22 protein-coding genes are annotated in these 24,787 nt (G+C 31.9%); 13 read left to right on the forward strand and 9 right to left on the reverse strand.

The annotated features are described in order from the left end of the window. Positions 1-29 precede the first annotated feature (29 nt). Both KO504_RS08335 and KO504_RS08340 read left to right on the forward strand, forming a co-directional pair. Complete coding sequence (locus tag KO504_RS08335) at positions 30-1,517, forward strand: S10 family peptidase (RefSeq protein ID WP_215925865.1); 1,488 nt, start codon at positions 30-32, stop codon at positions 1,515-1,517. A gap of 76 nt (positions 1,518-1,593) precedes the next feature. Then, complete coding sequence (locus tag KO504_RS08340) at positions 1,594-2,778, forward strand: GAF domain-containing sensor histidine kinase (RefSeq protein ID WP_215925866.1); 1,185 nt, start codon at positions 1,594-1,596, stop codon at positions 2,776-2,778. A 70-nt stretch (positions 2,779-2,848) separates the two neighbouring features. Here the strand turns inward: KO504_RS08340 and KO504_RS08345 are convergent, their stop codons facing one another. Continuing rightward, positions 2,849-4,744 (reverse strand): peptidase M61, encoded by a 1,896-nt coding sequence (locus KO504_RS08345; RefSeq protein WP_215925867.1) that lies wholly within the window; start codon positions 4,742-4,744, stop codon positions 2,849-2,851. Positions 4,745-4,825: 81 nt separating this feature from the next. Between KO504_RS08345 and KO504_RS08350 the strand changes: the two genes are divergently transcribed. The 5 genes from KO504_RS08350 to KO504_RS08370 all read left to right on the forward strand — a co-directional run bounded on the left by KO504_RS08350 (position 4,826) and on the right by KO504_RS08370 (position 10,094). Continuing rightward, complete coding sequence (locus KO504_RS08350) at positions 4,826-5,833, forward strand: glycosyltransferase family 2 protein (RefSeq protein ID WP_215925868.1); 1,008 nt, start codon at positions 4,826-4,828, stop codon at positions 5,831-5,833. Positions 5,834-5,936: 103 nt separating this feature from the next. After that, positions 5,937-7,862, forward strand: coding sequence for a BatA domain-containing protein (locus KO504_RS08355; protein WP_215925869.1), 1,926 nt, complete (start codon positions 5,937-5,939; stop codon positions 7,860-7,862). Then, on the forward strand, positions 7,859-9,112 hold the full coding sequence (locus tag KO504_RS08360) for a dihydroorotase (RefSeq protein ID WP_215925870.1): 1,254 nt from the start codon (positions 7,859-7,861) through the stop codon (positions 9,110-9,112). Before KO504_RS08355 ends, KO504_RS08360 begins: the two co-directional genes overlap by 4 nt. Continuing rightward, a complete protein-coding gene (locus KO504_RS08365) occupies positions 9,112-9,444 on the forward strand; it encodes a hypothetical protein (protein ID WP_215925871.1) in 333 nt (110 codons plus the stop codon). Before KO504_RS08360 ends, KO504_RS08365 begins: the two co-directional genes overlap by 1 nt. Positions 9,445-9,446: 2 nt before the next feature. Continuing rightward, a complete protein-coding gene (locus tag KO504_RS08370; protein ID WP_215925872.1) occupies positions 9,447-10,094 on the forward strand; it encodes an alpha/beta hydrolase in 648 nt (215 codons plus the stop codon). Here KO504_RS08370 and KO504_RS08375 read toward each other — a convergent pair. Together KO504_RS08375 and KO504_RS08380 are read right to left on the reverse strand one after the other, a co-directional pair. After that, positions 10,087-10,593, reverse strand: a complete 507-nt coding sequence (locus tag KO504_RS08375; RefSeq protein WP_252723646.1) for a hydrolase — start codon at positions 10,591-10,593, stop codon at positions 10,087-10,089. The two genes, KO504_RS08370 and KO504_RS08375, sit on opposite strands and share 8 nt — an antisense overlap. Before the next feature lie 2 nt (positions 10,594-10,595). Continuing rightward, a complete protein-coding gene (locus KO504_RS08380) occupies positions 10,596-11,357 on the reverse strand; it encodes an MBL fold metallo-hydrolase (protein WP_215925873.1) in 762 nt (253 codons plus the stop codon). Between the two features lie 204 nt (positions 11,358-11,561). Here KO504_RS08380 and KO504_RS08385 point away from each other — a divergent pair, with 204 nt between their 5' ends. Next, positions 11,562-13,016: a TonB-dependent receptor gene (locus KO504_RS08385; RefSeq protein ID WP_215925874.1), complete on the forward strand. Its 1,455-nt coding sequence runs from the start codon at positions 11,562-11,564 to the stop codon at positions 13,014-13,016. An 80-nt stretch (positions 13,017-13,096) separates the two neighbouring features. Here the strand turns inward: KO504_RS08385 and bcp are convergent, their stop codons facing one another. Next, a complete protein-coding gene (gene bcp / locus KO504_RS08390; RefSeq protein WP_215925875.1) occupies positions 13,097-13,552 on the reverse strand; it encodes a thioredoxin-dependent thiol peroxidase in 456 nt (151 codons plus the stop codon). A gap of 36 nt (positions 13,553-13,588) precedes the next feature. On the opposite strand from bcp, the gene KO504_RS08395 reads away from it, so the two are divergent. Together KO504_RS08395 and KO504_RS08400 are read left to right on the forward strand one after the other, a co-directional pair. Beyond that, positions 13,589-14,245: an endonuclease III domain-containing protein gene (locus KO504_RS08395; protein ID WP_215925876.1), complete on the forward strand. Its 657-nt coding sequence runs from the start codon at positions 13,589-13,591 to the stop codon at positions 14,243-14,245. A 47-nt stretch (positions 14,246-14,292) separates the two neighbouring features. Further along, the gene (locus KO504_RS08400) at positions 14,293-14,844 is read left to right on the forward strand and encodes a hypothetical protein (protein ID WP_215925877.1); all 552 of its coding nucleotides are present in this window, start codon (positions 14,293-14,295) and stop codon (positions 14,842-14,844) included. A 29-nt stretch (positions 14,845-14,873) separates the two neighbouring features. Here KO504_RS08400 and KO504_RS08405 read toward each other — a convergent pair whose 3' ends face one another. Both KO504_RS08405 and KO504_RS08410 read right to left on the reverse strand, forming a co-directional pair. Further along, entirely contained in the window at positions 14,874-15,017 is a 144-nt protein-coding gene (locus KO504_RS08405; RefSeq protein WP_215925878.1) for a hypothetical protein, read from the reverse strand. Positions 15,018-15,074: 57 nt separating this feature from the next. Next, complete coding sequence (locus KO504_RS08410) at positions 15,075-15,659, reverse strand: RNA polymerase sigma factor (RefSeq protein ID WP_215925879.1); 585 nt, start codon at positions 15,657-15,659, stop codon at positions 15,075-15,077. Positions 15,660-15,988: 329 nt separating this feature from the next. Between KO504_RS08410 and uvrA the strand changes: the two genes are divergently transcribed. Both uvrA and KO504_RS08420 read left to right on the forward strand, forming a co-directional pair. Continuing rightward, positions 15,989-18,778, forward strand: coding sequence for an excinuclease ABC subunit UvrA (gene uvrA, locus KO504_RS08415; protein ID WP_215925880.1), 2,790 nt, complete (start codon positions 15,989-15,991; stop codon positions 18,776-18,778). 1 nt (position 18,779) lies between these two features. Continuing rightward, positions 18,780-19,442, forward strand: coding sequence for a hypothetical protein (locus KO504_RS08420; protein ID WP_215925881.1), 663 nt, complete (start codon positions 18,780-18,782; stop codon positions 19,440-19,442). Here KO504_RS08420 and KO504_RS08425 read toward each other — a convergent pair. Then, a complete protein-coding gene (locus KO504_RS08425; protein WP_215925882.1) occupies positions 19,439-20,518 on the reverse strand; it encodes a DUF3667 domain-containing protein in 1,080 nt (359 codons plus the stop codon). The two genes, KO504_RS08420 and KO504_RS08425, sit on opposite strands and share 4 nt — an antisense overlap. 189 nt (positions 20,519-20,707) lie before the next feature. Between KO504_RS08425 and KO504_RS08430 the strand changes: the two genes are divergently transcribed. Then, positions 20,708-21,898 (forward strand): hypothetical protein, encoded by a 1,191-nt coding sequence (locus KO504_RS08430; protein WP_215925883.1) that lies wholly within the window; start codon positions 20,708-20,710, stop codon positions 21,896-21,898. Positions 21,899-21,981: 83 nt separating this feature from the next. On the opposite strand, the gene KO504_RS08435 is transcribed toward KO504_RS08430, so the two are convergent. Both KO504_RS08435 and KO504_RS08440 read right to left on the reverse strand, forming a co-directional pair. Next, positions 21,982-23,439, reverse strand: a complete 1,458-nt coding sequence (locus KO504_RS08435) for an oligosaccharide flippase family protein (RefSeq protein WP_215925884.1) — start codon at positions 23,437-23,439, stop codon at positions 21,982-21,984. 53 nt (positions 23,440-23,492) lie between these two features. Beyond that, positions 23,493-24,782, reverse strand: coding sequence for a glycosyltransferase (locus KO504_RS08440; protein WP_215925885.1), 1,290 nt, complete (start codon positions 24,780-24,782; stop codon positions 23,493-23,495). Between the last annotated feature and the right edge of the window lie 5 nt (positions 24,783-24,787).

A 24,787-nucleotide genomic window follows, 5' to 3' on the forward strand; every position in this document is an offset into this window, starting at 1 on the left:
TTAAACTTTTCAACTAAATTCCAATCCATATGAAAAACCGTCTTATTATCCTTATGTGTCTTAGTTTTACCATTAGCTTTTCTCAAGACTTAAAAATCCCAACAGATACTGCATACGTTACCAACCATTCTGTTACGATTAAAGGAAAACAAATCAATTACAAAGCTGAAACAGGGTTTCAACCTGTTTGGGATAACAATGGTAAAATAATTGCATCACTTTACTATACATATTACAAACGTACCAATGATCCAAAAGGAAATGACAGACCTATCATTTATTCGTTTAATGGAGGTCCAGGATCTGCTTCACTTTGGATGCACATTGCTTATACGGGACCAAAAGTTCTTAATATTGATGATGAGGGCTACCCAATACAACCTTATGGAGTTAAAGACAACCCTAATTCTATTTTAGACGTTGCAGATATTGTATTTATAAACCCTGTAAATACAGGCTATTCTAGAAAAGTAGCAGATAAAGGTGGTAAAATGCCTGATAACAAATTGTTTTTTGGTATTAATGCAGATATAAAATATTTAGCAAGTTGGATGAATACTTTTACAACAAGGCAAAACAGATGGCAATCCCCTAAATATATCATCGGTGAAAGTTATGGTGGCACGCGTGTTATGGGGTTATCCTTAGAGTTACAGAATAGACAATGGATGTATTTAAATGGTGTCATCATGGTATCTCCTGCAGACTATAAAGTTTTAAGAGTTGGAGGACCATTATCCTCTAGTTTAAATTTACCGTATTACACAGCAGCTGCTTGGTACCATAAAATGCTTAGCCCTGAGCTTCAGCGTAAAGATTTGTTAGAAATATTACCAGAAGTAGAACATTTTGCAATTAATGATTTAATGCCTGCTATTGCAAAAGGTGGCTTTATTTTAGATGCAGAAAAACAAGCCATCGCTAAACAAATGAGCAAGTATTCTGGTTTATCTGAAAAAGTAATCTTACAACAAAATTTAGATGTCCCAACACGTTTTTTCTGGAAAGAACTACTTCGTGATAAAACCGGAGAAACTATAGGACGACTAGATTCTAGATATATTGGAATAGATAAGGTAGAAACAGGCACCAGTCCTGATTACAATGCTGAACTCACTTCTTGGTTACATTCTTTTACTCCTGCTATAAATTATTATATTCAGAATGAATTAGGTTTTAAAACGGATGTAAAATATAATGTTTTTGGCAATACAGGGCGTTGGGATAATTCTAATGATAATACTAGAGATGATTTACGTCAAGCTATGGCACAAAACCCGTATTTAAAAGTGTTGACTCAATCTGGATATTACGACGGAGCTACAACCTATTTTGCCGCTAAATATTCGCAATGGCAAGTAGATCCTAGTGGAAAAATGAAGAATCGTTTTTCATTTAAAGGCTACAGAAGTGGCCATATGATGTATTTGAGAAATGAGGATTTAATTAAAGCTAATGACGATTTAAGGAATTTCATAGAAGGATCTCTTTCAAAAGGTCAATCGGCAAAATATTAATGTATTTTTGCACGTTATAAAGAATATCCTACTTTCTTTATTTTAGTACACATGACCTCAAATTAATTTTACATTTATGAAGACCCCAAATTTTCCTAATAATGAAGAAGAGCGTTTACTGGCAGTCAGCGCTTATAATATTATTGACACCGCATCAGAAAGGGACTATGATAATTTAACAGAATTAGCTGCTACCTTATGCGATATGCCTATTTCATTAATAACGGTATTAGATAAAAATCGTAATTTTTTTAAATCGCATTACGGTATTGCTTTAACAGAAACACCAAGAGATGTTTCGTTTTGCGGTCATACCATATTAGAAGATGACATATTTATTGTTGAGAATGTGAGTAAAGATAATCGCTTTTACGATAATCCCTTAGCGTTGTTACATAATATTGGCTTCTACGCAGGTGTTCCACTTATCAATGCTTCCGGCTATAAGTTAGGTACAATCTGTATATATGATTTTAAGCCAAGAAAATTAAGCCCTTCACAAATAAAGGCCTTAAAAACCCTTGGTCAACAAGTTGTAAACTTGTTCGAATTAAAAAAGAAAAATGACAATTTAAATGCGTTAACATCAGAACTCCAAAAACGCAACGATCAATTAAAATCATTTGCTAGCTTAGTCTCACACGATTTAAAATCTCCGTTATCCAATATTATTTCGTTAACCGATTTATTAAAAGAAGAAAATCAAAATAATTTATCTGACGATTCACTTCAATACTTAGAATATATAGAAGACTCTACAATTATTCTCAAAGATTATATTGATGGTATTCTAAAATACTACAGCGCAAACGAACTTTTAACATCAGCAAAAGAAGATATTAGATTACATATAATTGCAAAAGATATTAAACAAATTCTTTTCTCAGAGAATGAGCAACTCCTTTTTGAGGATGTTGAAATTAAAAGCGTTAACAAAGCTGCATTATCTCAAATTCTTATAAACTTAGTGGACAATGCCCTCAAATATAATAACAAGGATAAACGTATCGTAGAAATAACATACGAATTACAACCTACGCATCACAAATTTAGTGTTATCGATAATGGCATCGGAATTGCTTCTAATCAACACGAGCAAATTTTTGAAATTTTCAAAACTCTAAATAATGATCTTTCCAAATCTAATACAGGAATTGGGTTAAGTACAGTAAAAAACTTAGTTGAAAAACTTGATGGTACAATTACTGTAAATTCTGAACTTGGAAAAGGCAGTACGTTTAGCTTTACAGTAAAAAAATAATTATTATAAAAAAAGCTGGTAATCTAAACAAGATTATCAGCTTTTAAAATATCTAAACATTTAACGGTCTCTATCCTTTTAACCAAGCTGCTCTTAATGCTTTTTGAGCCGCTGTTGCATTTTCATCTTCAACAATAGATTCGTCTGCAGCATATGCTTTAGTCAAGGTTGTTTTAATTTCAACAGGCTTACCATCACGTTCTAAATTCATTGTAATTTCCTGACCTTCTTTCCATCCAAACATACCACCAATAATTTGTTGCGCATTAACTAAAGTTAAATCTGTTCCATTAACTTTTTTAATCACGTCGCCTGCCTGAACTCCTTGTGATTTCCAAAACGAGTTCTTTAATGCCATCGGTGAAAAGAAAATAGTGCCTTTCTCCTGGTCTCCATCAAAAATAATATTCTGTCCACCAGCAAAAATATAATTAGTTTCAACTTGAGTTTCACCTTTTGTTAAACCAACCATCTCAAAAAATTCATTGTAGTTAATTGGCACATCACCTTCGACATGTGTTTTTAAGAATTCACCAACGCTTGGATAAGTCATTGCAGTAATTTCAGCAATAAGGTTATCATCTACAAAAGGTTTTTCTTTACCATATTTTGCAGATAATTCTTTCATTAAAGATAACATACTTCTATTTCCATCACTTTCCTTTCGCATTAAAATATCAATACACATTCCTATTAACGCACCTTTCATATACACATTATAATATTGAGACGCATAAGGTTCGTCTAAAACATTTTCACTCATAATGGTAAAACTCATGGCATCATCTAAATGCTGTGTAGATGTCGCTATTTTTGACATCATAGTATTGTAAAAAGTGGCTTCATCTGACAAACCTTCATACACTTGAAAATGTTGTGCAAAATATTCTGTTACACCTTCGTACATCCACAAATGCTTTGAGAATGTTGGTTTATTATAATCAAAATAATGTATATCTTCAGAATGTACAGATAATGGTGTTACAATATGAAAGAACTCGTGAGCAACAACATCAATAATTGAGGCTTTAAGTCCTTCTAAAGAACTATTTTCACTAAAAACAGCAACTGTAGAGGTGTGATGTTCTAAGGCACCAAAACCTTTTGGAGACGTTTCGTCCCCTTTAGATAAATACACATAAATATCATAACGCGGTGTCGTATTTACATCTCCTAAATAGTTTTTTTGAGCTTCCATCATTTTATAAACCGTCTCTTTTAAACTAGCCGCAGTGTGTTTACCTGTAGGAGAATAAAGACTTAAAACAATTTTAATATCTCCAACCATAAATTCTTCAACATCCAAATTACCATACATCATTGGGTTATCTGTAATATCAAAATAACGTTGTGCAAAATAACTACTCGTTATAGCTGTACCATCTGCACTAGATTTCATCCCTTTATTTTCTAAAGCAGATGTTCTTTTAAAAGTTGCAGGTGCTGTAACATCCAAAGCATATTGACTGTTCTTTAAAGAATCGAAATAACCTATAAATCCATGAAGATTTAAAACATAATTATCTTCTTCTATATTTGTTCCTGCAGGAGAAAACGGCTGCTCTCCACCTATTCCACCATTGGTTTCAATATCAAATGTATCGTTAACATAGTATTGAAGTTTATCTAATTTAGTTGCCTCTGCAATTGTCCAAGTGTTATCATCAACTTTAGTTACTGTTAACTCATTTCCGTCGTAATCTAAAGCTTTAAAATCGTCTATATATTTACCAAAATCACTTACAGAATAGGTTCCTTGCACTACTCTTGGCAATCTGTATGTTACAGTTTCAGTGGTAAAACGACCGGGATTAATGGTCACAGGGACTCTATCATTATTTACAGCTGTTAAATCTAGAACAGTTTCGATAGGATTGCTTATTGCCAAATCATCTACTGTTGGTTTTGCAGATCCACAGCCTACTAAAACGACACTCAAGCCAAGAATGGCTAAATAATTCTTCATGTTTATACTTTTATTTTTTTAGACGCACAAATCTACTATCTGTTACTGTTAAAAACCTAAAGGTTTTGTTAAATTCGCAATATGTTGAAACCATTAGTTAGCATTTTAGTTCCTTTTAAAAACACAGAAGTATTTATCTCTGAATGTTTAGACACAATTCTGAAGCAATCTTATTCCAACTGGGAAGCTATTTTTATTGATGACAACTCTAATGATAACTCTTATAACATTGTTAAAAATTATACCAAAAAAAATACGAGAATACAACTTTATAAAAGTGAGGGTAACGGCATTATAGAAGCTTTAAGAACAGCTTACAAACACAGCTCTGGAAATTATATTACAAGAATGGATAGCGACGATATAATGACGCCAAACCGACTTGAAGTTATGGTTAGTAATCTTGAAAAGCATGGCAAAAAACATTTAGCTGTTGGACAAGTAAAATACTTTAGAGCAGATGGATTAAGCGATGGGTTTTCACGTTACGAGCAATGGCTGAATAAATTGACCGTTACAGGCAATAACTATTCTGAAATTTATAAAGAATGTGTTATTCCGTCTCCTTGTTGGATGCTTCATCGTAATGATTTAGATGCTTGTGGAGGATTTAATTTGAATATTTATCCAGAAGATTACGACTTGGCATTCCGGTTTTATAAAGCGGGTTATACTTGTATTCCTTGTAATAACGTCCTACTCCATTGGCGAGATTACAGTACGCGTACGTCTAGAACTCACGAGCATTATGCCGAAAATTCGTTTCTAGACCTTAAAGTACACTATTTTTTAGAGTTAAATTATGATACTTCTCGTCCTTTAACAATTTGGGGAGCAGGACACAAGGGGAAGACACTTGCCAAAATTCTTTTAAAGGAAAATATTCCATTTTTTTGGATTTGCGATAACCCTAAAAAAATAGGCAAACATATTTACGACCAAGAACTTTATAATTTTGATTATTTATCAAAACTTAAGCAACCTCAAAGTATTGTGACCGTTGCTAATACTAAAGCTCAAGAAGAGATAACTCGTTATTTTAAAAAACAAAACATGCAATCTATGATTGATTATTTCTTTTTCTGTTAAAATTCTCAAAATCAAAATCTCTTTATCGTTTTGCATTTTCTATATTTGAAGCATAAAGACCTGTCAGGTTTTAAAAACCTGACAGGTCTGTAAAAAATAAAGAATGCAGTTTAAAAATCCCGAATTACTTTACGCCTTATTTTTGCTGGTTATTCCTGTCCTTATACATTTATTTCAACTTCGTCGTTTTCAAAAAGTTGAGTTTACCAATGTTAAGTTTTTAAAATCTGTTAAACTTCAAACTCGTAAAAGCTCGCAACTTAAAAAGTGGATAACCTTACTAACGAGGATGCTCTTGTTGGCTTGCGTCATTTTTGCATTCGCACAACCTTTTATCCCTAATACAGAAGATTTTAACGAAACCCAAGAAACCGTTATCTATTTAGACAACTCTTTTAGCATGGAAGCTAAAGGCAGTAACGGAACTTTACTAAATGAAGCAGTTCAAGACGTTATAAATACGTTACCAGAAGATGAAAGAATAAGTTTATTTACAAATAATAAAACCTATAGAAACACTACGGTTAAAGCCTTAAAAAATGATTTAATTCAGCTAACACATTCTCCTACACAGCTTAATTATGATGCTGCTTATTTAAAAGGAAAGCAATTATTTTCAAATCAAGGTGGTGCCACTAAAAATTTGGTTTTGGTTTCCGATTTTCAACAAAAAGAAAATCTTTTAAATTTTGAAACAGATTCTACCATTCAACTTAAATTGGTGCAACCAAAATCTACTTTAGTGTCTAATATTAGCATTGATAGTATTTTTGTTTCTAATACAACAGCCGAAACTTTAGATCTTATTGTAAAACTATCTAACGAATCAAAACCCATTGATAATGTTACTATTTCTTTATTTAATGATGATGTTTTACTAACCAAAAGTGCTATTGATATAGACAAAGAAGCTGAAGCTACATTTACCATTCCTAATAATAAAGTGCTTAATGGAAAATTAATGATTGATGATGCTGGTTTACAATATGACAACACATTCTATTTTAACATTAATTCTAAACCAAAAATTAAAGTTTTAGCCATTAATGAATCTGCCGATGATTCGTTCTTAAATCGGATTTATACAGATGATGAATTTGACTATAAAAGCTTTAAACTAAATGCACTCAATTTTAATTTAATTCCTAATCAAAACCTTATTATACTTAATGAGTTAAACACCATTTCAAATGCCTTAAAAACAGCTTTAGTCGCTTTTAAAAACGATGGTGGAAAACTAGTAATTATTCCTTCAAACGAAATCGACATAAACACTTATAATCAAGCACTTAAAGATTTAAACATTAATTCTTTTTCTAATCAAAATACAAATGAAAAGCGTATTACAAGCATTAACTATAACCATCCCCTTTTAGCAAATGCATTTTACTCTAAAGTTACAAATTTTCAATATCCTAAAGTTGAAACATCGTATCGCTTTTCTTCAAATTCAAATCATGTTTTATCCTATGAAGATGGCAGTCCTTTTTTAGTTGGCAACACCAATACTTATGCCTTTTCTTCTTCCTTAAATTCGGATAATTCAAACTTTAATAATTCACAATTAATAATTCCCGTATTGTATAATATGGGATTGCAGAGTTTGAAATTTTCAAAATTATACTACACTATTGGTCAGTCTAATTCAATTGCTATTCAAACGATCATTGGGCAAGACGATATTTTAACCTTAGATTCTGAAGATACTTCTGTAATCCCTCTTCAAAAAACTTACAGTAAGTCTGTGGTTCTAGAAACGGAAGACTTCCCGAATACGGCTGGAATTTTAAGTGTAAAAAATAAAGAAAATACACTTCAAAATTTAAGTTTCAATTATAACAGATCAGAAAGCAATCTCAGTTATTACGATTTAAATACTTTAGCTAACGCAAATATTGAATCCAGTTTAGCAAACACAATTAACAATATAAAAAGTAGCACAAATGTTAATGCGCTATGGAAATGGTTTGTTATTTTTGCACTAGCATTTTTAATATTTGAAATGTTACTTCTAAAATATCTTAAATGAACGCACTCATAAAATCTGCAACCATCGTTGATTCTAAAAGTGATTTTCACAATGAAATGGTTGATATTTTAATTGAAAAAGGTCGTATTTCTAAGATCTCTAAACACATCGCCAACCCCAACAATTACAAAGAAATAAAACGAGACAACTTACATATATCGCAAGGTTGGTTTGACAGTAGTGTTTCTTTTGGCGAACCTGGTTACGAAGAACGCGAAACCATTGCCAACGGTTTAAAGACGGCTGCAAATTCTGGCTTTACTTCTGTGGCTTTAAATGCCAATTCTAATCCTGTAATTGATAGTTATGCTGATATTACATTAGTAAAATCAAAAGCCAATGACCATGCCGTTAGCCTCTATCCTATTGGCGCATTAACACAAATGAGTAAAGGTGAAGATTTAGCGGAGTTGTTTGATATGACGAATGCTGGAGCTGTTGGATTTTATGATTATCAAAAGCCAATTTCTAATCCAAATTTGATGAAAATTGCATTGCAATACGCAAGTAATTTTGATGGTTTAGTCTGTTCATTTCCTCAAGAATCCAAAATTTCTGGACTTGGTGTCGTAAACGAACATATTAATAGCACTAAGTTAGGCTTAAAAGGAAATCCGGCTTTAGCGGAAGAATTGCAAGTGGCTAGAGATTTATTCTTATTAGAATATACAGAAGGTAAGCTACATATTCCGACAATTTCAACCGCTAAATCTGTAGAATTGATTAGAGCAGCTAAAGCAAAGAAACTAAATGTAACTTGTAGTGTTGCTATTCATAATTTAGTATTTACAGACGATGTTTTACAAGAGTTTGACACCAATCATAAAGTGCTCCCTCCACTAAGAACACAAACCGATTGCAATGCTTTAATTGAAGGTCTAAAAGACGGCACGATTGATATGGTGACTACAGACCACAATCCTATTGACATTGAGCATAAAAAAATTGAATTCGATTACGCTAAATACGGAACTATTGGCTTAGAATCTGCATTTGGAGCTTTACAAAACATCTTTACCACAAAAAAAGCCGTTAGTCTTTTAACACAAGGAAAATCTAGATTTAGCGTTTCTGAAACATCTATAAACGAAGGAGAATTGGCAGATTTAACATTGTTCAATCCAGATACAACTTACAAATTTAACACTACTCATATTTTGTCACGATCTAAAAATAGTATGTTTTTAGGCTTAAAACTTAAAGGCGAAACCTATGGGATTATTGCCAATAATAAAATTGTTTTAAAATAATGGATCAGAATACTATAAACGAAGGAAAAACGTTAGGTTTAGTAGCCTATTTAACATTGTTTGGTACTTTAATTGCCTTTTTCATGAACCAAGACAAGCGAAATCCATTTACGGCTTTCCATATTAGACAAGGTTTAGGATTAGGGTTTACTTATATTCTAATTGCATTTGTTATCAGTAGTTTAGACAGTATGATGATTAGCATGTCCTTTTGGATTTTCTTTTCTGTGTTATACCTCTATGCCATATATGGTGCAATAACAGGCAAGCTAAATAAGATACCTCTACTAGGTGATTTTTTTCAAAAAATTTTTAATACCATCGGACAATAATTATGTCGAAATTACACTACATCACAAGACCTTCTTCTCTTAAAGAAAACGCACCACTTTTAATAATGTGCCATGGCTATGGAAGTGACGAAAATGATTTATTTTCCTTTGCTTCAGAATTACCAGAAGAATTAATGATTATCTCATTGAGAGCACCTTATACAATGCAGCCATACGGCAATGCGTGGTATGCTATAAATTTTGATGCAGACAAAGGTAAATGGAGTGATAATGAACAGGCAAAACAATCGGTAAATTTAATAGCAGAATTTATTGATTATGCTTGTAACACATACGCTGTTGATTCTAAAAATGTAACCTTATTAGGTTTTAGTCAAGGTACTATATTAAGCTATGCTGTGGCATTAACTTATCCTGAGAAAGTTAAAAATATTATAGCTTTAAGTGGTTATATCAATGAAGATATTTTACCAGAATCTATAGACGAAAGTGATGTTTCACATCTAAACTTTTTCTGTTCTCACGGTACTGTTGACCAAGTGATTCCTGTAGATTGGGCTCAAAAAGCACCAGTGTTTTTAAAAGCTTTAAATATTAATTGTGTGTATTCAGAATATCCTGTAGGACATGGTGTTGCGCCACAAAACTTCTATGATCTAAAAGACTGGTTGTCTAAACACATTAATTAATTGAAGGGTACATTAAATACTCGACCAATTCATATTTAAGATTGTGCTTCTCATCAATAGTGTAAGACACAATAATTTCACCCCAAAATTCGCCATCTGTAAAGTTGGCTATAATCCATTTGTGATTTAAAATTCTAGCTTTATTAATTAATAATTTAGAATCTGTCATAGACACATAAGGTACAATAGGGTGTTCTTCGCCTTCATATATGTTCATATCATAAAGACCATCCAAAATTGCAGGTATTAACTGTTCTGTATCGTAACCTTGAGCTTCAAAATAAGTTAAAGCATCTTCATTTTTATCAATATTGAAATAATTGAGTTCAAAATTTTGTTCTTCTAAAGCTTCTATCTTTTTTTCACTTTTTGAGAGCTTAGACTTCATTGTAACAATATCTTTTTCGTATTTGTCAATGATGTTTTTAGAATTTACATACTGAAAAATAAGTAACAATACTGAAAAAATAAATAAGTACATTAAAATTTTGTTCTTCATATCTAAATGGTAATTTGTAAGTTATCGTAAGCTAAAAAAACGTTTTCTGGTAATTTTTGTTGCACGTCATCATGAAAACCTAACAGATGACTAATATGTGTTAGATAAGTACGCTTTGGTTTTACTTTTTTAATAAATTCGAGTGCTTCTTCTAAATTAAAATGCGACATATGTGGCTTTATTCGTAATGCATTCACCACTAAGACATCTAAATTTTGGAGTTTTTCAATTTCAGAATCTTCAACCGTTTTCATATCTGTTAAATATGCGAAATTATGAAATCGATATCCAAAAACCTGAAGCTTATAATGTAAGCCCTCAATAGGAGTAACATTAAGGTTTCCTGCTAAAAAAGGTTCATTCTTAACTTCAATTTTAGTTACACTTGGAACTCCTGGATATTTATTTTCGGTTGTAAAAATATAATCAAAACGTTTTTCTAAAGCTTTAAAAACGCGTTGATGTGCATATAATGGAATATCACCTTGTCTAAAAAAAAACGGTCGAATATCATCTAAGCCCATGGTATGATCTGCATGCTCATGTGTAAAAATTATACCATCTATTCTAGAAACTTTAGCATTGAGCATTTGTTGCCTAAAATCTGGACCACAATCTATAACAAAAGTATACTTCTCCCATTCTACTAAAACTGAAACACGAAGTCTTTTGTCCTTTGGGTTATTGCTCAAACATACAGGGTGATTACTTCCTATTATAGGAATTCCTTGTGATGTACCTGTACCTAAAAATGTGATTTTCAAAACTATTATATTAGTAATATGAATTGAAATTATTATAATCGTAAAAAACCGTTTTTTTCACTTTCTAGAAATAGAATAATGAAAAAAAATACCCAATATAATTACTGTATTTTCAATTCGAATATCGTCCAACAAAAATAAACTTATTTTTTTGTTTACAATAGTAAAACTGTACCTTTGCTTTAACGATATAAACCCAATTCTATGAAGGACATAACGTATACAGGCGACTCGGATTTTGAAAATATTCCGTCTCTAAAAGACAAAGCCTTGCGGATTAACCTTAATGCAGATATTTATGGTACCTTTTCTGAAATTGGAGCAGGACAAGAAACTGTGCGTCAGTTTTTTAGAGCTGGAGGTGCTTCTGGTACCATTGCCAAAGCCATGTCTGCTTACGATAAAGATTTTAGTGATGCTATTTATGGTATTGAAGATGACAAACGCTATGTTACAGAAGCTAGGCTTCGTAAAATGTTAAATCACGAAGTTGGTTTAATGGAAAAGCGTATCACAAGAGATAAACATCCAAATAAAATATTTTTCTCTTACGCTAATACTGTTGCAACCATAGATTTTGCTAAAAAATACAAAGGCCATGGTTGGGTTGGTATAAAATATCAAGTTGGCCCAGGAGAAGATTACAATGAGATTGTACTTCATATCCGTTTTAAAGAAACAGATGCACGTTTACAACAAGAAACTTTAGGTAAATTAGGTACAAATTTAATTTATGGTGCTTTCTACAAATACAATCAACCCCGAAAATTATTACGTTATTTATATGACCATTTAGATAAAGATCAATTAGAAATTGATACTATTAATTTCTCTGGCCCTGTATTTGAAGATGTAGATAACCGTTTAATGAGTTTACAACTAGTTAAAAACGGAATGACAGATGCCGTAATGTTTGCACCAGATGGTAATAATGTATTACCTGCTCGTGTGTTATACAAAAAAAATATACTAGCCCTTAGAGGAAGCTTTAGACCTGTTACTAAAGTAAATATGGATATGTTTGAGAAATCTTACGAAATGTTCATTAAAGAAAATAAAGTAGATAAAGAAAAAACACAAGTTATTTTTGAAATTACATTATCTAACTTAAGAGCTGAAGGTAAAATTGATGAGCAAGATTTTATGGATCGTGCTAAATTACTATGTTCTTTAGGACAAACGGTATTAATTTCTAACTTCCAAGAATATTACAAGTTAGTTGAATATTTCTCTCAATATTCTAGAGCAAGAATGGGCTTAGCCATGGGAGTAAATAACCTTGTAGACATTTTTGACGAGAAATATTACCGCCATTTAAGTGGTGGTATTTTAGAGGCCTTTGGAAAACTATTTTACAAGGATTTACGTGTTTATCTATATCCTATGGAAAACAAAGATGGTAGCATAACCAACAGCGAAAACCTTAAAGTACATCCACGTATGAAAGAACTCTATAAATTCTTTAAATACAATGGCAAAGTTGTAGATATATCAGATTACGACAGCTCTAACTTGTCTGTTTTCTCTAGAACTGTTCTTAAAATGATTTCAAATAATGAAAACGGTTGGGAAACAATGTTACCTGAAGGGGTTTCTAAATTGATAAAAGAAAAGAGCTTATTTGGATGCGAATCTGAAGAAGTACTGCATAAAAATTGATATTATATATAAAGTAAAAAAGCGACCATTTACCTACTAAACATAGTGTAATGGTCGCTTTTTTTTATTCTAATTCTGTATTATTCTCCTAATATCTGCTCAGAATGAGCCTTTGTTTTTACTTTTGAAATAACATCTTCAATAATACCGTTTTCGTCTATAACAAATGTCGTACGGTGAATACCATCATACACTTTCCCCATAAATTTCTTTGGTCCCCAAACTCCAAAAGCTTCAATAACAGCTTTATCTTCATCTGCTAATAATGGATACTGAAATGTATATTTATTTTTAAAATTAGACTGCCTTTTGGCACTATCTGCACTAACTCCTAAAATCTCATAACCGTTTGCTATAAAACGCTCGTAATTATCATTTAAGTTACAAGCTTCTGCTGTACAACCTGGAGTACTTGCCTTTGGGTAAAAAAACAAAACTAACTTCTTTCCTTTATAATCATTGAGTGTGATTGTATTTCTATCTTGATCTAAAGCTGTAAAATCTGGAGCTTTATCTCCTGCCTTTAAGTGTGTCATATTATGTAAATTTGTATTTCTGTAAAAATACAATGAATGACTAAGCAAGAAAAGGTAGAGTTTGTTATAAATACGTTAAATCAGCTCTATCCAGAAATTCCAATTCCATTAGATCATAAAGATCCATACACATTACTAATTGCCGTTTTAATGTCTGCACAAAGCACAGATGTTCGTGTCAATAAAATCACTCCTTTACTCTTTGAAAAAGCAGACAATCCTTATGATATGATTAAACTTAGTGTTGAAGAAATACGAGATATCATAAAACCTGTTGGTCTATCTCCAATGAAAAGCAAAGGTATTCACGGCCTATCGCATATATTAATTGATAAACATAACGGAAAAGTGCCTCAAACTTACGAGGAACTTGAAGCATTACCAGCTGTTGGACATAAAACGGCAGCTGTAGTTTTATCACAAGCTTTTGGTATTCCGGCCTTCCCTGTAGACACACATATTCATCGTTTAATGTACCGTTGGAACTTAACTAATGGCAAAAACGTTGTCCAAACTGAGAAAGACGCTAAACGTATATTTCCAGAAAAACTTTGGAACGATTTACATCTTCAAATTATTTGGTATGGTAGAGAATATTCGCCTGCTCGTGGTTGGGATTTAGATAAAGATATTATCACCAAGACTATTGGTAGAAAATCGGTGCTAGATGACTATTATAAAAAGAAAAAATAGAATGCTATGGAATAGTTATTGATGTATAAATTTAAATTCATCAATCCATGAAAAAACTCACCATGTTACTTTTGGCTTTTGCTACATTATCTTGTATTCCGGTAAAAATTGCACCTAGATTCAAAAATGAAGATTATAAAATAATGCAAGCAAAGAAGTTTCAGCGCAAAATGCCCAGAGAAACATCTTTTATATTTAAAGACCCTAAAGACGCAGGTGAATTCTATAACTATATTAATAAAAAGTACAAGCTAAATGATATTGATGTTGGTATTAATGTACCTTTTCAACTCAATAATCAAAGCCTTTATTTGTCGTATTATGAAGCAGAACGCACAGACGAAAGTGTAAACCTTCCTCTCGCTTTAATCGATGCTAAAAGAGAAAGTAACGGAAATTCTCGTTTGTTTGAAGGGCATTATTCCAGTAGAACCGGTCATTGGTATGTTATCATAACTATTTACGATGAAAACATAACAAACTGCTTAAGAGATAAGCATCCTTTAAAGGAAAAGACCATTCAATATTTAAAAGATTTAAAACACGAATATCTAACCACACAAAACTATGAAGAGTTACTTTTTACAAAAAAATCCTGACGTTTTAACATCAAGATTTTCTTTCCAATTTAATTAAGAAGTGCTTCAAACTTCAATTTATTATAATTTATAACACTTAAAGCCTTAGAATAATTCAAAAGGAAACCTATAGTTTCATCTTTTGGATTTAGGTTATGTTGTTTTGGGGAAGCGTTAGAGTAAATTTTTGCCATTTTTTTATTTTATGAGTTTATATATAGCAAAAACGCAACTTTATACACTATATTGTATCAATTAGTTAAAACAATATTATTTTGCTCAATTACTTTACGCATATTAATAAGTGCATAACGCATTCTTCCTAAAGCTGTATTAATACTCACACCTGTTCGTTCTGAAATTTCCTTAAAGCTCATATCTTGATACATACGCATCAAAAGCACCTGTTTTTGATCTTCTGGTAATTCTTCAATAATACGTCTTACATCAGTTTCTACCTGATCTTTTATAAGCACTTTTTCTGCATTTAAAGTAGAATCGCTTAACACAGAAAAAATACTAAATTCGCCAGTGTTATGAAACTTAGGCATACGCTTATTCTTTCTAAAATGATCTATAACCAAATTATGAGCAATACGCATTACCCAAGGTAAAAATTTACCTTCTTCGTTATATTTTCCACGCTTTAGCGTTTTTATTACTTTAATAAATGTGTCTTGAAAAACATCTTCAGTAACGTCTCTATCATACACCTTAGAATAAATAAAGCTGTAAATTTTCTGCTTATGCCTTTCTATTAATACTGAAAGTGCACTTTCGTTACCATTAATGTAGTTGGTTACTAATTCCGCGTCTTGGATAAGTTCTGTTTTCATAATAATTACTTTTAAACTTAGCAGTTGCCTACTAAAGTTTGGGGTTAAAAGCTGTTCTTTTTTAAAGTAATATTATACTATACGCAGTTATTTTTTAAATGAATAAGTTTCAAATATAACAACAATCATTCCGAATAAACAAAAAATAGTACTAAAATTTAACATTTTATCGAATAAAAAGTTACTTTAATAGATAAAATAACTATTAAATTAGTGTTAATTGAATATCATTATTTCTAATTACAGTATCCTAAGCGAATTATATCACATATTTTAATCTTTCCTCGCTATTATAGTATCTTTGCAAACTTATACATCGAAAGGAACCTATGAATACTACTGTTTTAGACGTTAGCCCAAAGGAAAACATTATTATAAAAGGAGCAAAACTGCACAATCTAAAAAATATTGATGTGGTTATTCCTAGAAATAAATTAGTGGTTATTACTGGTTTATCTGGTTCAGGAAAATCTAGTTTAGCATTCGATACACTTTATGCAGAAGGTCAAAGACGTTATGTAGAAAGTTTAAGTAGTTATGCACGTCAGTTCTTAGGTCGACTTAACAAACCCAAAGTAGATTACATAAAAGGTATTGCTCCTGCTATTGCTATTGAGCAAAAAGTAAATTCTACAAATCCACGATCAACAGTTGGTACCACAACTGAAATCTACGATTATCTTAAATTATTATTTGCTAGAATAGGAAAGACCTACTCTCCTCTTTCTGGTGAGGAAGTAAAAAAACATACGGTTTCTGATGTTATAAACTTTATTTCTCAGTTTGAAGAGCGCACCAAATTATTACTCTTAGCTCCTATTATCTTAGAAGAAGGCCGAACTTTAGAAAACAAACTTCAAACCTTACAACAACAAGGTTATGCACGTATAAAAGTAAAAGATGATGTTGTTAGAATTGATGATGCCTTAAAACAAAATATTTCTTCAGCTGATGATTTATTCTTAGTTGTAGATAGAATTATCTTTAAAAACGATGAAGACTTTTTAAACCGATTAGCAGATGCTGTAGGAACGGCTTTCTACGAAGGTGTTGGCACCTGTATAATAGAATCTCTTTCAGACAAGAAACAAACCATATTCAACAATAAGTTTGAACTTGATGGGATGTCTTTTTTGGAACCAAATGCACATTTATTCAGCTTTAATAATCCTTATGGAGCCTGCCCTAAATGTGAAGGTTATGGCGATGTTATTGGTATTGATGATGATTTAGTGATTCCCAACACGGCTTTATCTGTTTTTGAAAACGCTATTTTTCCATGGAGAGGGGAAAGTATGAGTTGGTACAGAGATCAGTTGGTAAACAACTCTCACCATTTCGATTTCCCTATTCACAAGCCTTATTTTCAATTAAGTGATGCTCACAAAGCACTTATATGGAAAGGGAATAAATATTTTGAAGGTTTAGATGATTTCTTTGCTGAATTAGAATCGAAAGCCTATAAAATTCAAAATCGTGTGATGTTATCGCGCTATCGTGGTAAAACAAAATGTAATGTTTGTAAAGGTAAGCGCCTACGCGTAGAAGCGAGTTATGTAAAAATCAATAATGCAACTATCACTGATTTAGTAGATTTACCTATAGACGAACTCACAGTCTTTTTTGAAAACTTAAAGCTAAGCGAAAGTGATACTAAAATCGCAAAACGCCTTCTAACAGAAATCAATACACGATTAGAGTTTTTATCTAATGTAGGTTTAAGTTATTTAACCCTGAATCGAAAATCGAATACCTTATCTGGCGGTGAAAGTCAACGTATAAATCTAGCCACTTCCTTAGGAAGTAGCTTAGTAGGTTCTATGTATATTTTAGATGAACCAAGTATAGGCTTGCATCCAAAAGATACCGAGCGTTTAATAGACGTTTTAAAATCCTTACGAGATCTAGGTAATACAGTTATCGTTGTAGAACATGATGAAGACATTATGAAAGCAGCAGATGCCATTATTGATATTGGTCCAGAAGCCGGAACTTTAGGTGGTGAAGTCGTTGCTGTTGGTAATTTTGAAGACATTCTATCTGCAGATACACTCACCGCAAAATACTTAAATGGTGACTTAGAAATAGAAGTACCTAAAAAACGAAGAATTTCAAAATATAATATTGAAATTGTTGGTGCACGTGAAAATAACTTAAAAAATGTAACTGTTAATTTTCCTTTAGAAATGCTAACGGTTATTACGGGAGTTTCAGGAAGTGGAAAAAGCACCTTAGTAAAAAAGATTCTATTTCCTGCCATTCAAAAGAAACTCACAGGATTTAGTGATAAAATTGGTCAGGTTTCAGAAATAAAAGGCAATCATAGCAATATTCAGCATGTAGAATTTGTAGATCAGAATCCCATTGGGCGTTCATCACGGTCCAACCCAGTGACTTACATTAAGGCTTATGATGATATCCGAGCATTATTTGCCTCTCAAAAATTAAGTAAAATTAGAAACTACGCAGCCAAGCATTTTAGTTTTAACGTCGATGGTGGGCGTTGTGAAACCTGTAAAGGTGAAGGAGAAGTTACCATTGAAATGCAGTTTATGGCCGATGTGCATTTAACATGTGATACCTGTGGTGGTAAACGCTTTAAAAAAGAAGTTTTAGAAGTTAAGTTTGAAGGCAAATCTATCGATGATATTTTAAATCTTACAATAGATGATGCTATCGATTTCTTTGAGACTCATAAAGAAACTAAGATTAAAGGCAAGTTACAACCGCTTCAAGATGTTGGTTTAGGCTATGTTACTTTAGGGCAATCCTCTTCTACCCTTTCTGGTGGAGAAGCGCAACGTATAAAACTGGCGACGTTTTTAGGCAAAGGAAGTAAAAGCGATAATGCGCTTTTCATCTTTGATGAACCTACAACTGGGCTTCATTTTCATGATATAAAAAAGTTACTCAAATCATTTCAAGCTTTAATTGCTAAAGGCCATTCTATTATAGTGATTGAGCATAATATTGATTTAATAAAGTGTGCCGATTATATTATAGATCTAGGTCCTGAAGGAGGAAAACATGGTGGACAACTCGTTGCGGCAGGCACTCCTGAAGACATTGTGAAAAATAAGAATTCGGTTACAGGAAAATATCTAAAAGAAAAATTATAAGATGGATTTACCCGAAGGTTTTCATAACGAAGTTATTGAAGCTAGAGAAAATGCGCTTAGTAATACTAATAGTACAGAATCTAAAGTTTCAACGTCTCCTTTGAAACCTGGTGGAGCCAGTTTTAAAACGCATGTTTTAATTCAAGCATCTCCTTCAAAATTAATTTACAAACCTTCCATTGGAGCTGCCATCTTCAGCTTTATATTTTTAGCTGTTGGTTTGGGTGTTTTATTTTTTAATCTCGTTCCATTATTTAAAGGAAATTCAGAATCTATTTCCATCAATTGGTTTCTCATCCTTTTTGGGTTAATTTTTGCTGGAGCTGGTGGTTTTATGTTTTATATATTTTACAAACCAAGAGTATTCGACAAGCAACAAGGGTTATATTACACTACTTACCAATTCAAACTACATAAATCGAGAAGGCAACAATCTAAAGACTATTTATCTTTGAAATCAATTGTGGCCATTCAAATTATTGGAGAGTACGTTCAAAGTGATGACGGTTCCTACAAAAGTTTTGAACTCAACTTAATTTTAGATGATGCTTCTAGAAGAAACGTCGTTGATCATGGTAATTTAAAATCTATTATTAAAGATGCTGAGATGTTGAGTGCATTTTTAAATGTTCCAATTTGGCATGCTGGTTCTATTAACGGCTAATAAAACAAAAAGGCAAATACCATTATTGTTATTGTAGAAATTAAAACCACCGGAAAAAAGAGCATTGTAACTAAAGACGTTTTAATAAAACTCAAAAACCAACCTTGACGGTAAAAGCGTTTTATAGCGATAAAAAAGTATATAAAACAAGATAAGGTAATTAAGAAATCTATCCAATCTGGTATTTCATAAATTAAGTTGATGCCAAATATGATACTCAAAACGGTAAAAATAAACGAGAAATAATAAAAACTAAAGACCAAATGATGTGCATACCTCCCTCTAATAAAATAGAATAGTTTAAGTATTAATGAAAAAATTGGTAGTACAAAAAATAAGGCAATCGGTATAGTATCGTAAAATCTACTTAAAATATTACCTGCGTCTTTGGTTTTATAGAATTTAAGAATCTGCGTATATATTTTTCGCGTTAACCAACCATCATCTTCTTCTAATCCCATGGCTATATAGATATCTTTATCAGAAGCATCTACACCTATTAAAGAATCTATTTGTGACTCATCAATACCAAAGAAATCATCTTTCCGCTTGTAAAGGTTTTCTTGATTTGTGATAGAATCTATTTCTTTATCACTCATACCAGTAATAAATTTATTCTTCTTAAGTGCAAGACCAACTTCCTTTCTAGCTATGGAATCATTTATATGCTTTAACGAATCTCTTTTTCTTGTTTGCACAGAATCTAAAACAACAGTTCCATCTTTATCAAAAATCTCTAGAAAATTATTGTTGAGATCAGAAACTTGTTCTCTAACTGTAAACGAAAAAATAAAAAAGAATACTACAGAAATAAACAAATACATCTGGGCAGGATGTAAATACAACAAACGCTTTCCTTTTATAAATTCTTTTGGCAAATACCCAGGTTTAAACATTAAAGGCACAAAGCTTTTAAAGAAACGCGCATCAAATGAAAAGTAATTACTAATGGTATTATAAAATAATACACCTATGGTAAGTTCATCATTTGCTTTTTGACCACAATGCGGACAAAACTGAAAATTGTCATCAAAAGGTTGTTCACAATTCTGGCAATGTATTTGATTCGGTTTCATGGTCGATTGTTGGTCTTGGTTTAAAAGTAATAAAATTTACAACATCTCTAGTATTAATAATAAAACACATACCACTAATTATAGTTATTTCGGTTACATTCAATATTAACAAACTAACAATCAAAGATTTATATTTTTGGCACGTTGTTTGTTTTATACTAACCGAGTTTAATTTAAAACCCAATTATTATGAAACGAATTATATATTTATTTGCAGCTTTAGTCGCTATAAGCACAACTGCATTCGCAACCAACACAACATCGTCTGAAGCAGAGTCTTCAATTAATAACTACGTGAGAGGTTATGGTAATTCTTTCATATTTAATGAAGCGGGAATTGAATTTTCTGTGTTCGCTGATGGTCAGTTCGATTTTTACTTACCTAATTATGGTCCAGATGTAAGCGTTGGAATTAATACTCCTGGTTTTAGTTTGAGTTTTAATACAGGGTATGACTATAATCCTTACGTACAATATGATGAATTTGGTGCTATTATTCAAATTGAAAACACACCTATTTATTACGACTATTACGGACGCGTAAACCAAATTGGAAACATCTTTATTAACTATAACAATTTTGGTAGAATTAGTCGTATTGGCGGTCTAAATGTGTACTACAGAAACAATGTATTTTACAGATATGATGGTTTTATTAATATATACAACAGATCTTATGTTTACAGACCTTGGCACCGATTTTATGCGACACCACATGTTAACTTCTCTATTGTTCATATTAATCCATACAGACAGTTTTATACACCTGTAAGACATATTTATTATAGACCATATACAAACAATGTCAGATATTATAATATTGGAAGACGTGATAATGGACATGCCGTAAGAAGATCTACTACAACAAGAAATAGAGTTAGTTATGCTCAAACACCAAGAAATAGTAGAGAAAGAGCTATTAGAACTAATGCAACACGAAACAATGCTACAATTACAAGTACAAGAACAGCACGTTTAAGAGCAGCTAATACAGCTACAACAAGAACAACACGTAATGCAAATACAGCTACCAGAACGAGTGCAAATCGGGTTTCTAATGGAATAACAACGACACGTTCTAATACAAGAGCTACAACTCCAACAAGAACCACTCGTAGTAATACAGTATCTACAAGAAACACCAATAATAATGTGACCAGAAGTAATTCAAGTGTGTCTAATAATCGCACAAGAACAACTTCGGCAAGAAAACCAATTGCGACTTCTTCTCGTACATACAACAAGACGAGCTCGCAAAATACAAGACAACGAAGTACCGTTCAGAATAAAAGTAAATCATCGTCTGTAAACAGTAGATCTACAGCAAGAACAAGCAACCAAAGTTCTACAAGATCTAGTTCAAGACGAACAAGAGGATAAACGTTTTTTTTTGGTTGGTTAGGAATTCCCGTATGAAGTGTGCCTCAAAGCAACTTACGGGAATTTCTTTTTTTTAAACGTTTTTAAAATTTTAAATACTTTTTTATTTGTTCTGAAATATCCTTAGATACATTTAATTTATAAATTAACACAAAGTAAATGAGACCTATTAATCCAGATTTCAAAATAATATTCATTACAGGATGAAATGGAAAATCCCAAAAATAAAATGCTAATGATAATACTATTAATGCCAATATAACCTTAGCAGAACCTATAGTAAAAGGCAACATATTAAATTTTCGTTTTACAAATATAATTTTGATTGTATTATAAATAAAAACAGCCAAGAATGTTGCAAAAGCAGAACCTTCAATACCATATACAGGAATAAATACGGCATTTAATACAATTGCCATCAACGCGAGTAACACTCCAAAAAACAAAACCATTCTATAATAATCACTATTAAATAATATGGCATTATTATTTCCTAAACTGTTATCATATAGTTTAGCAAGACTCACGATGAGTACCACAAAAAGACCTCCCGTAAATTTTTCTGGAAGAATTTGATACAATTGATTAATGTTTAAAATTATAAGCAAAAAAATAAAACCACTTACCACCAACAATGTTATAGAGCTCCGTTTGTACAAATCTTCTAAAGCGATTTTATCGCTTTCATTAAGATATTTAGCGGTTAATGGCAACATAATTTGATGCATTGCACGTTGCGGAACGGCAATAACAGTAGCTATAAAAATAGCAACACTGTAATAAGCCACTTGCTCAATATCTGGTAGCATTACACCAATCATAAACTTGTCAATATCTAGAATAAGCATCGCAACAGAACCTGCAATAATCATAAGTCCTGAATATTTTAGTATTGAAAATCTATTTTCAACTTTCTGAAATTTCAACTTCGGAAATCTTACCGAGTAGGCATACAGTTTCATTATAACCATTCGTAAAACATAAACGCCAACCAACGCAACTATAAAATTACCTACCGTTAACCAATCGAAGAAAACTGCAATAAGTAATAGCATAATACAAACGCGGTGAAAAATTTCTTTCATTAAATTCCCAAAAACGGTTTGCATCTGCACTTTAGTCCACGCAAAAAATATTTCGAAATAAGCCATAGCAACAGCCAAAATAAAAATATGCCAGACATAGTTTTCTACAATGGGATTTTCTCTCGAAAGCCAATCTACTAAAGTATCATAAGCAAAATAACCTATAAACGCTGTTGGAATTATAAACAATAATGGCAAAAATAACATCAAGGTTAAAAAACTATTGATACTGTTTTTTGATTTGAATGTCGAATAAAATTTCACAATCGCATTGTGTACACCAAACGCCATAAATGGCATCATAATATTGGCTGCAGAAAGCAAAAACGCAACCAAACCATAGTACTCGTCCGATAAAAAGTTAGTATAAAGAAATAGTGTGTTAATAGCACCAATGCCAAAACCCAAATACGTAGTGATTGTGTTTTTAAACGATTGATTTAATACAATTCCCATAGTCTAACAAATTACAATTATAAGGTTTTAAATTCTTAAACGAATTTTAGAAATTACCCCTTCAAAATTATTGCACTTAATTTTTGAGTTAGGGCTTTGCGACTGTAAGGCTGCAAACCTATAGCATTTACTTTTAAAGTATTATTCTGATAAGCATCAAAATAGTTTAAAAGCTGAACCTTTAATTCGGCTTTCTGTTGGTAATTAAAATACGATCCTGTATTTGTAGATGTTATTATTTGTGCTACATCGGCATCTTTTGGTCCCATAGCTAATATTGGTGTTTCCGAAATTAAATATTCAAAAACTTTACCTGCTATAATAGCTTTGGTATCTTCTGAATCGATTTCTATGAGTAGTAATAATTGTGATTTCATTTGAAATCTTAAGGCTTCATCATGGCTCACATAACCCACAATATTAACATGATTCTTTAATCCCTTTTGGTGAATAGACTCAATAACATCATCACTAACCACACCTATTAATTGCAAGCTAAATGCTTCAGAAAAAGCACTATTTTCTTTAATTAATTCCGAAAGGGTTTCCCATAAAACCAAAGGGTTACGTTCAGACAACAACGAACCAATATGAGATAAAGTAAATTTTTCATCCTTCCCTTCTACCCTGACTGAATGCGAATCGTAGCCATTTGTAATTACCGAAATTGGTTGTTTGGTTTTGGTTTGAAATTCGTTTTTGGTATGATTACTAGTCACTATAATTTCATCGGCAGCATTTAAAACCTTTTGTTCTAAATCAATATGTTTTGCTTTTGAAGCCGCTGTTAGTTTTAAATCTTTATGATAACCAATCGTGGTCCATGGGTCTCTAAAATCGGCTAACCACTTTACTCCTATTCTTGCTTTTAATTGCAAGCCTATTAAGTGTAAACTATGAGGTGGTCCTGTAGTAATTATCGTTTCAATTTGATGCTCTTTTATATAGTTTGAAAGAAACTCAACCGAAGGTTTTATCCAATTTTTCCGAGCATCAGGAATAAAGAAATTCCCTCTTACATAAAGCATGGCTTTTTCAGTTAACGACTGCTTTTTGGCTTTAGGAATAACACCTGAACTAATTTTTTTAGATTTTCCTTTTGAAAACACACTTGCCAACCCATAAGGTTCATTGATAGGTTGTTTTATAATGGTAATGTTCTTTGGAATCTCATTTACCAAACTCTGATCCAATATCGGATAATTTGGATTTTCAGGACAATACACAATAGGCTCAATACCAAATTCTGGTAAATACTTCACAAATTTTAACCAACGTTGTACACCTGGCCCTCCTGCTGGTGGCCAATAATAGGTAATTATGAGTGCTTTTTGTTTGCTCATGTCTG

It is taken from the genome of Winogradskyella psychrotolerans, assembly GCF_018860565.1.
In the GTDB taxonomy this organism is placed as follows: domain Bacteria; phylum Bacteroidota; class Bacteroidia; order Flavobacteriales; family Flavobacteriaceae; genus Winogradskyella; species Winogradskyella damuponensis.

Bases quoted from the DNA above. Each gene is read 5' to 3' on its own strand.
- KO504_RS08335 (WP_215925865.1), top strand. From the start codon at position 30: ATGAAAAACCGTCTTATTATCCTTATGTGTCTTAGTTTTACCATTAGC.
- KO504_RS08340 (WP_215925866.1), top strand. From the start codon at position 1,594: ATGAAGACCCCAAATTTTCCTAATAATGAAGAAGAGCGTTTACTGGCA.
- KO504_RS08345 (WP_215925867.1), bottom strand. From the start codon at position 4,744: ATGAAGAATTATTTAGCCATTCTTGGCTTGAGTGTCGTTTTAGTAGGC.
- KO504_RS08350 (WP_215925868.1), top strand. From the start codon at position 4,826: ATGTTGAAACCATTAGTTAGCATTTTAGTTCCTTTTAAAAACACAGAA.
- KO504_RS08355 (WP_215925869.1), top strand. From the start codon at position 5,937: ATGCAGTTTAAAAATCCCGAATTACTTTACGCCTTATTTTTGCTGGTT.
- KO504_RS08360 (WP_215925870.1), top strand. From the start codon at position 7,859: ATGAACGCACTCATAAAATCTGCAACCATCGTTGATTCTAAAAGTGAT.
- KO504_RS08365 (WP_215925871.1), top strand. From the start codon at position 9,112: ATGGATCAGAATACTATAAACGAAGGAAAAACGTTAGGTTTAGTAGCC.
- KO504_RS08370 (WP_215925872.1), top strand. From the start codon at position 9,447: ATGTCGAAATTACACTACATCACAAGACCTTCTTCTCTTAAAGAAAAC.
- KO504_RS08375 (WP_252723646.1), bottom strand. From the start codon at position 10,593: ATGAAGAACAAAATTTTAATGTACTTATTTATTTTTTCAGTATTGTTA.
- KO504_RS08385 (WP_215925874.1), top strand. From the start codon at position 11,562: ATGAAGGACATAACGTATACAGGCGACTCGGATTTTGAAAATATTCCG.
- bcp (WP_215925875.1), bottom strand. From the start codon at position 13,552: ATGACACACTTAAAGGCAGGAGATAAAGCTCCAGATTTTACAGCTTTA.
- KO504_RS08395 (WP_215925876.1), top strand. From the start codon at position 13,589: ATGACTAAGCAAGAAAAGGTAGAGTTTGTTATAAATACGTTAAATCAG.
- KO504_RS08400 (WP_215925877.1), top strand. From the start codon at position 14,293: ATGAAAAAACTCACCATGTTACTTTTGGCTTTTGCTACATTATCTTGT.
- KO504_RS08405 (WP_215925878.1), bottom strand. From the start codon at position 15,017: ATGGCAAAAATTTACTCTAACGCTTCCCCAAAACAACATAACCTAAAT.
- KO504_RS08410 (WP_215925879.1), bottom strand. From the start codon at position 15,659: ATGAAAACAGAACTTATCCAAGACGCGGAATTAGTAACCAACTACATT.
- uvrA (WP_215925880.1), top strand. From the start codon at position 15,989: ATGAATACTACTGTTTTAGACGTTAGCCCAAAGGAAAACATTATTATA.
- KO504_RS08420 (WP_215925881.1), top strand. From the start codon at position 18,780: ATGGATTTACCCGAAGGTTTTCATAACGAAGTTATTGAAGCTAGAGAA.
- KO504_RS08425 (WP_215925882.1), bottom strand. From the start codon at position 20,518: ATGAAACCGAATCAAATACATTGCCAGAATTGTGAACAACCTTTTGAT.
- KO504_RS08430 (WP_215925883.1), top strand. From the start codon at position 20,708: ATGAAACGAATTATATATTTATTTGCAGCTTTAGTCGCTATAAGCACA.
- KO504_RS08435 (WP_215925884.1), bottom strand. From the start codon at position 23,439: ATGGGAATTGTATTAAATCAATCGTTTAAAAACACAATCACTACGTAT.
- KO504_RS08440 (WP_215925885.1), bottom strand. From the start codon at position 24,782: ATGAGCAAACAAAAAGCACTCATAATTACCTATTATTGGCCACCAGCA.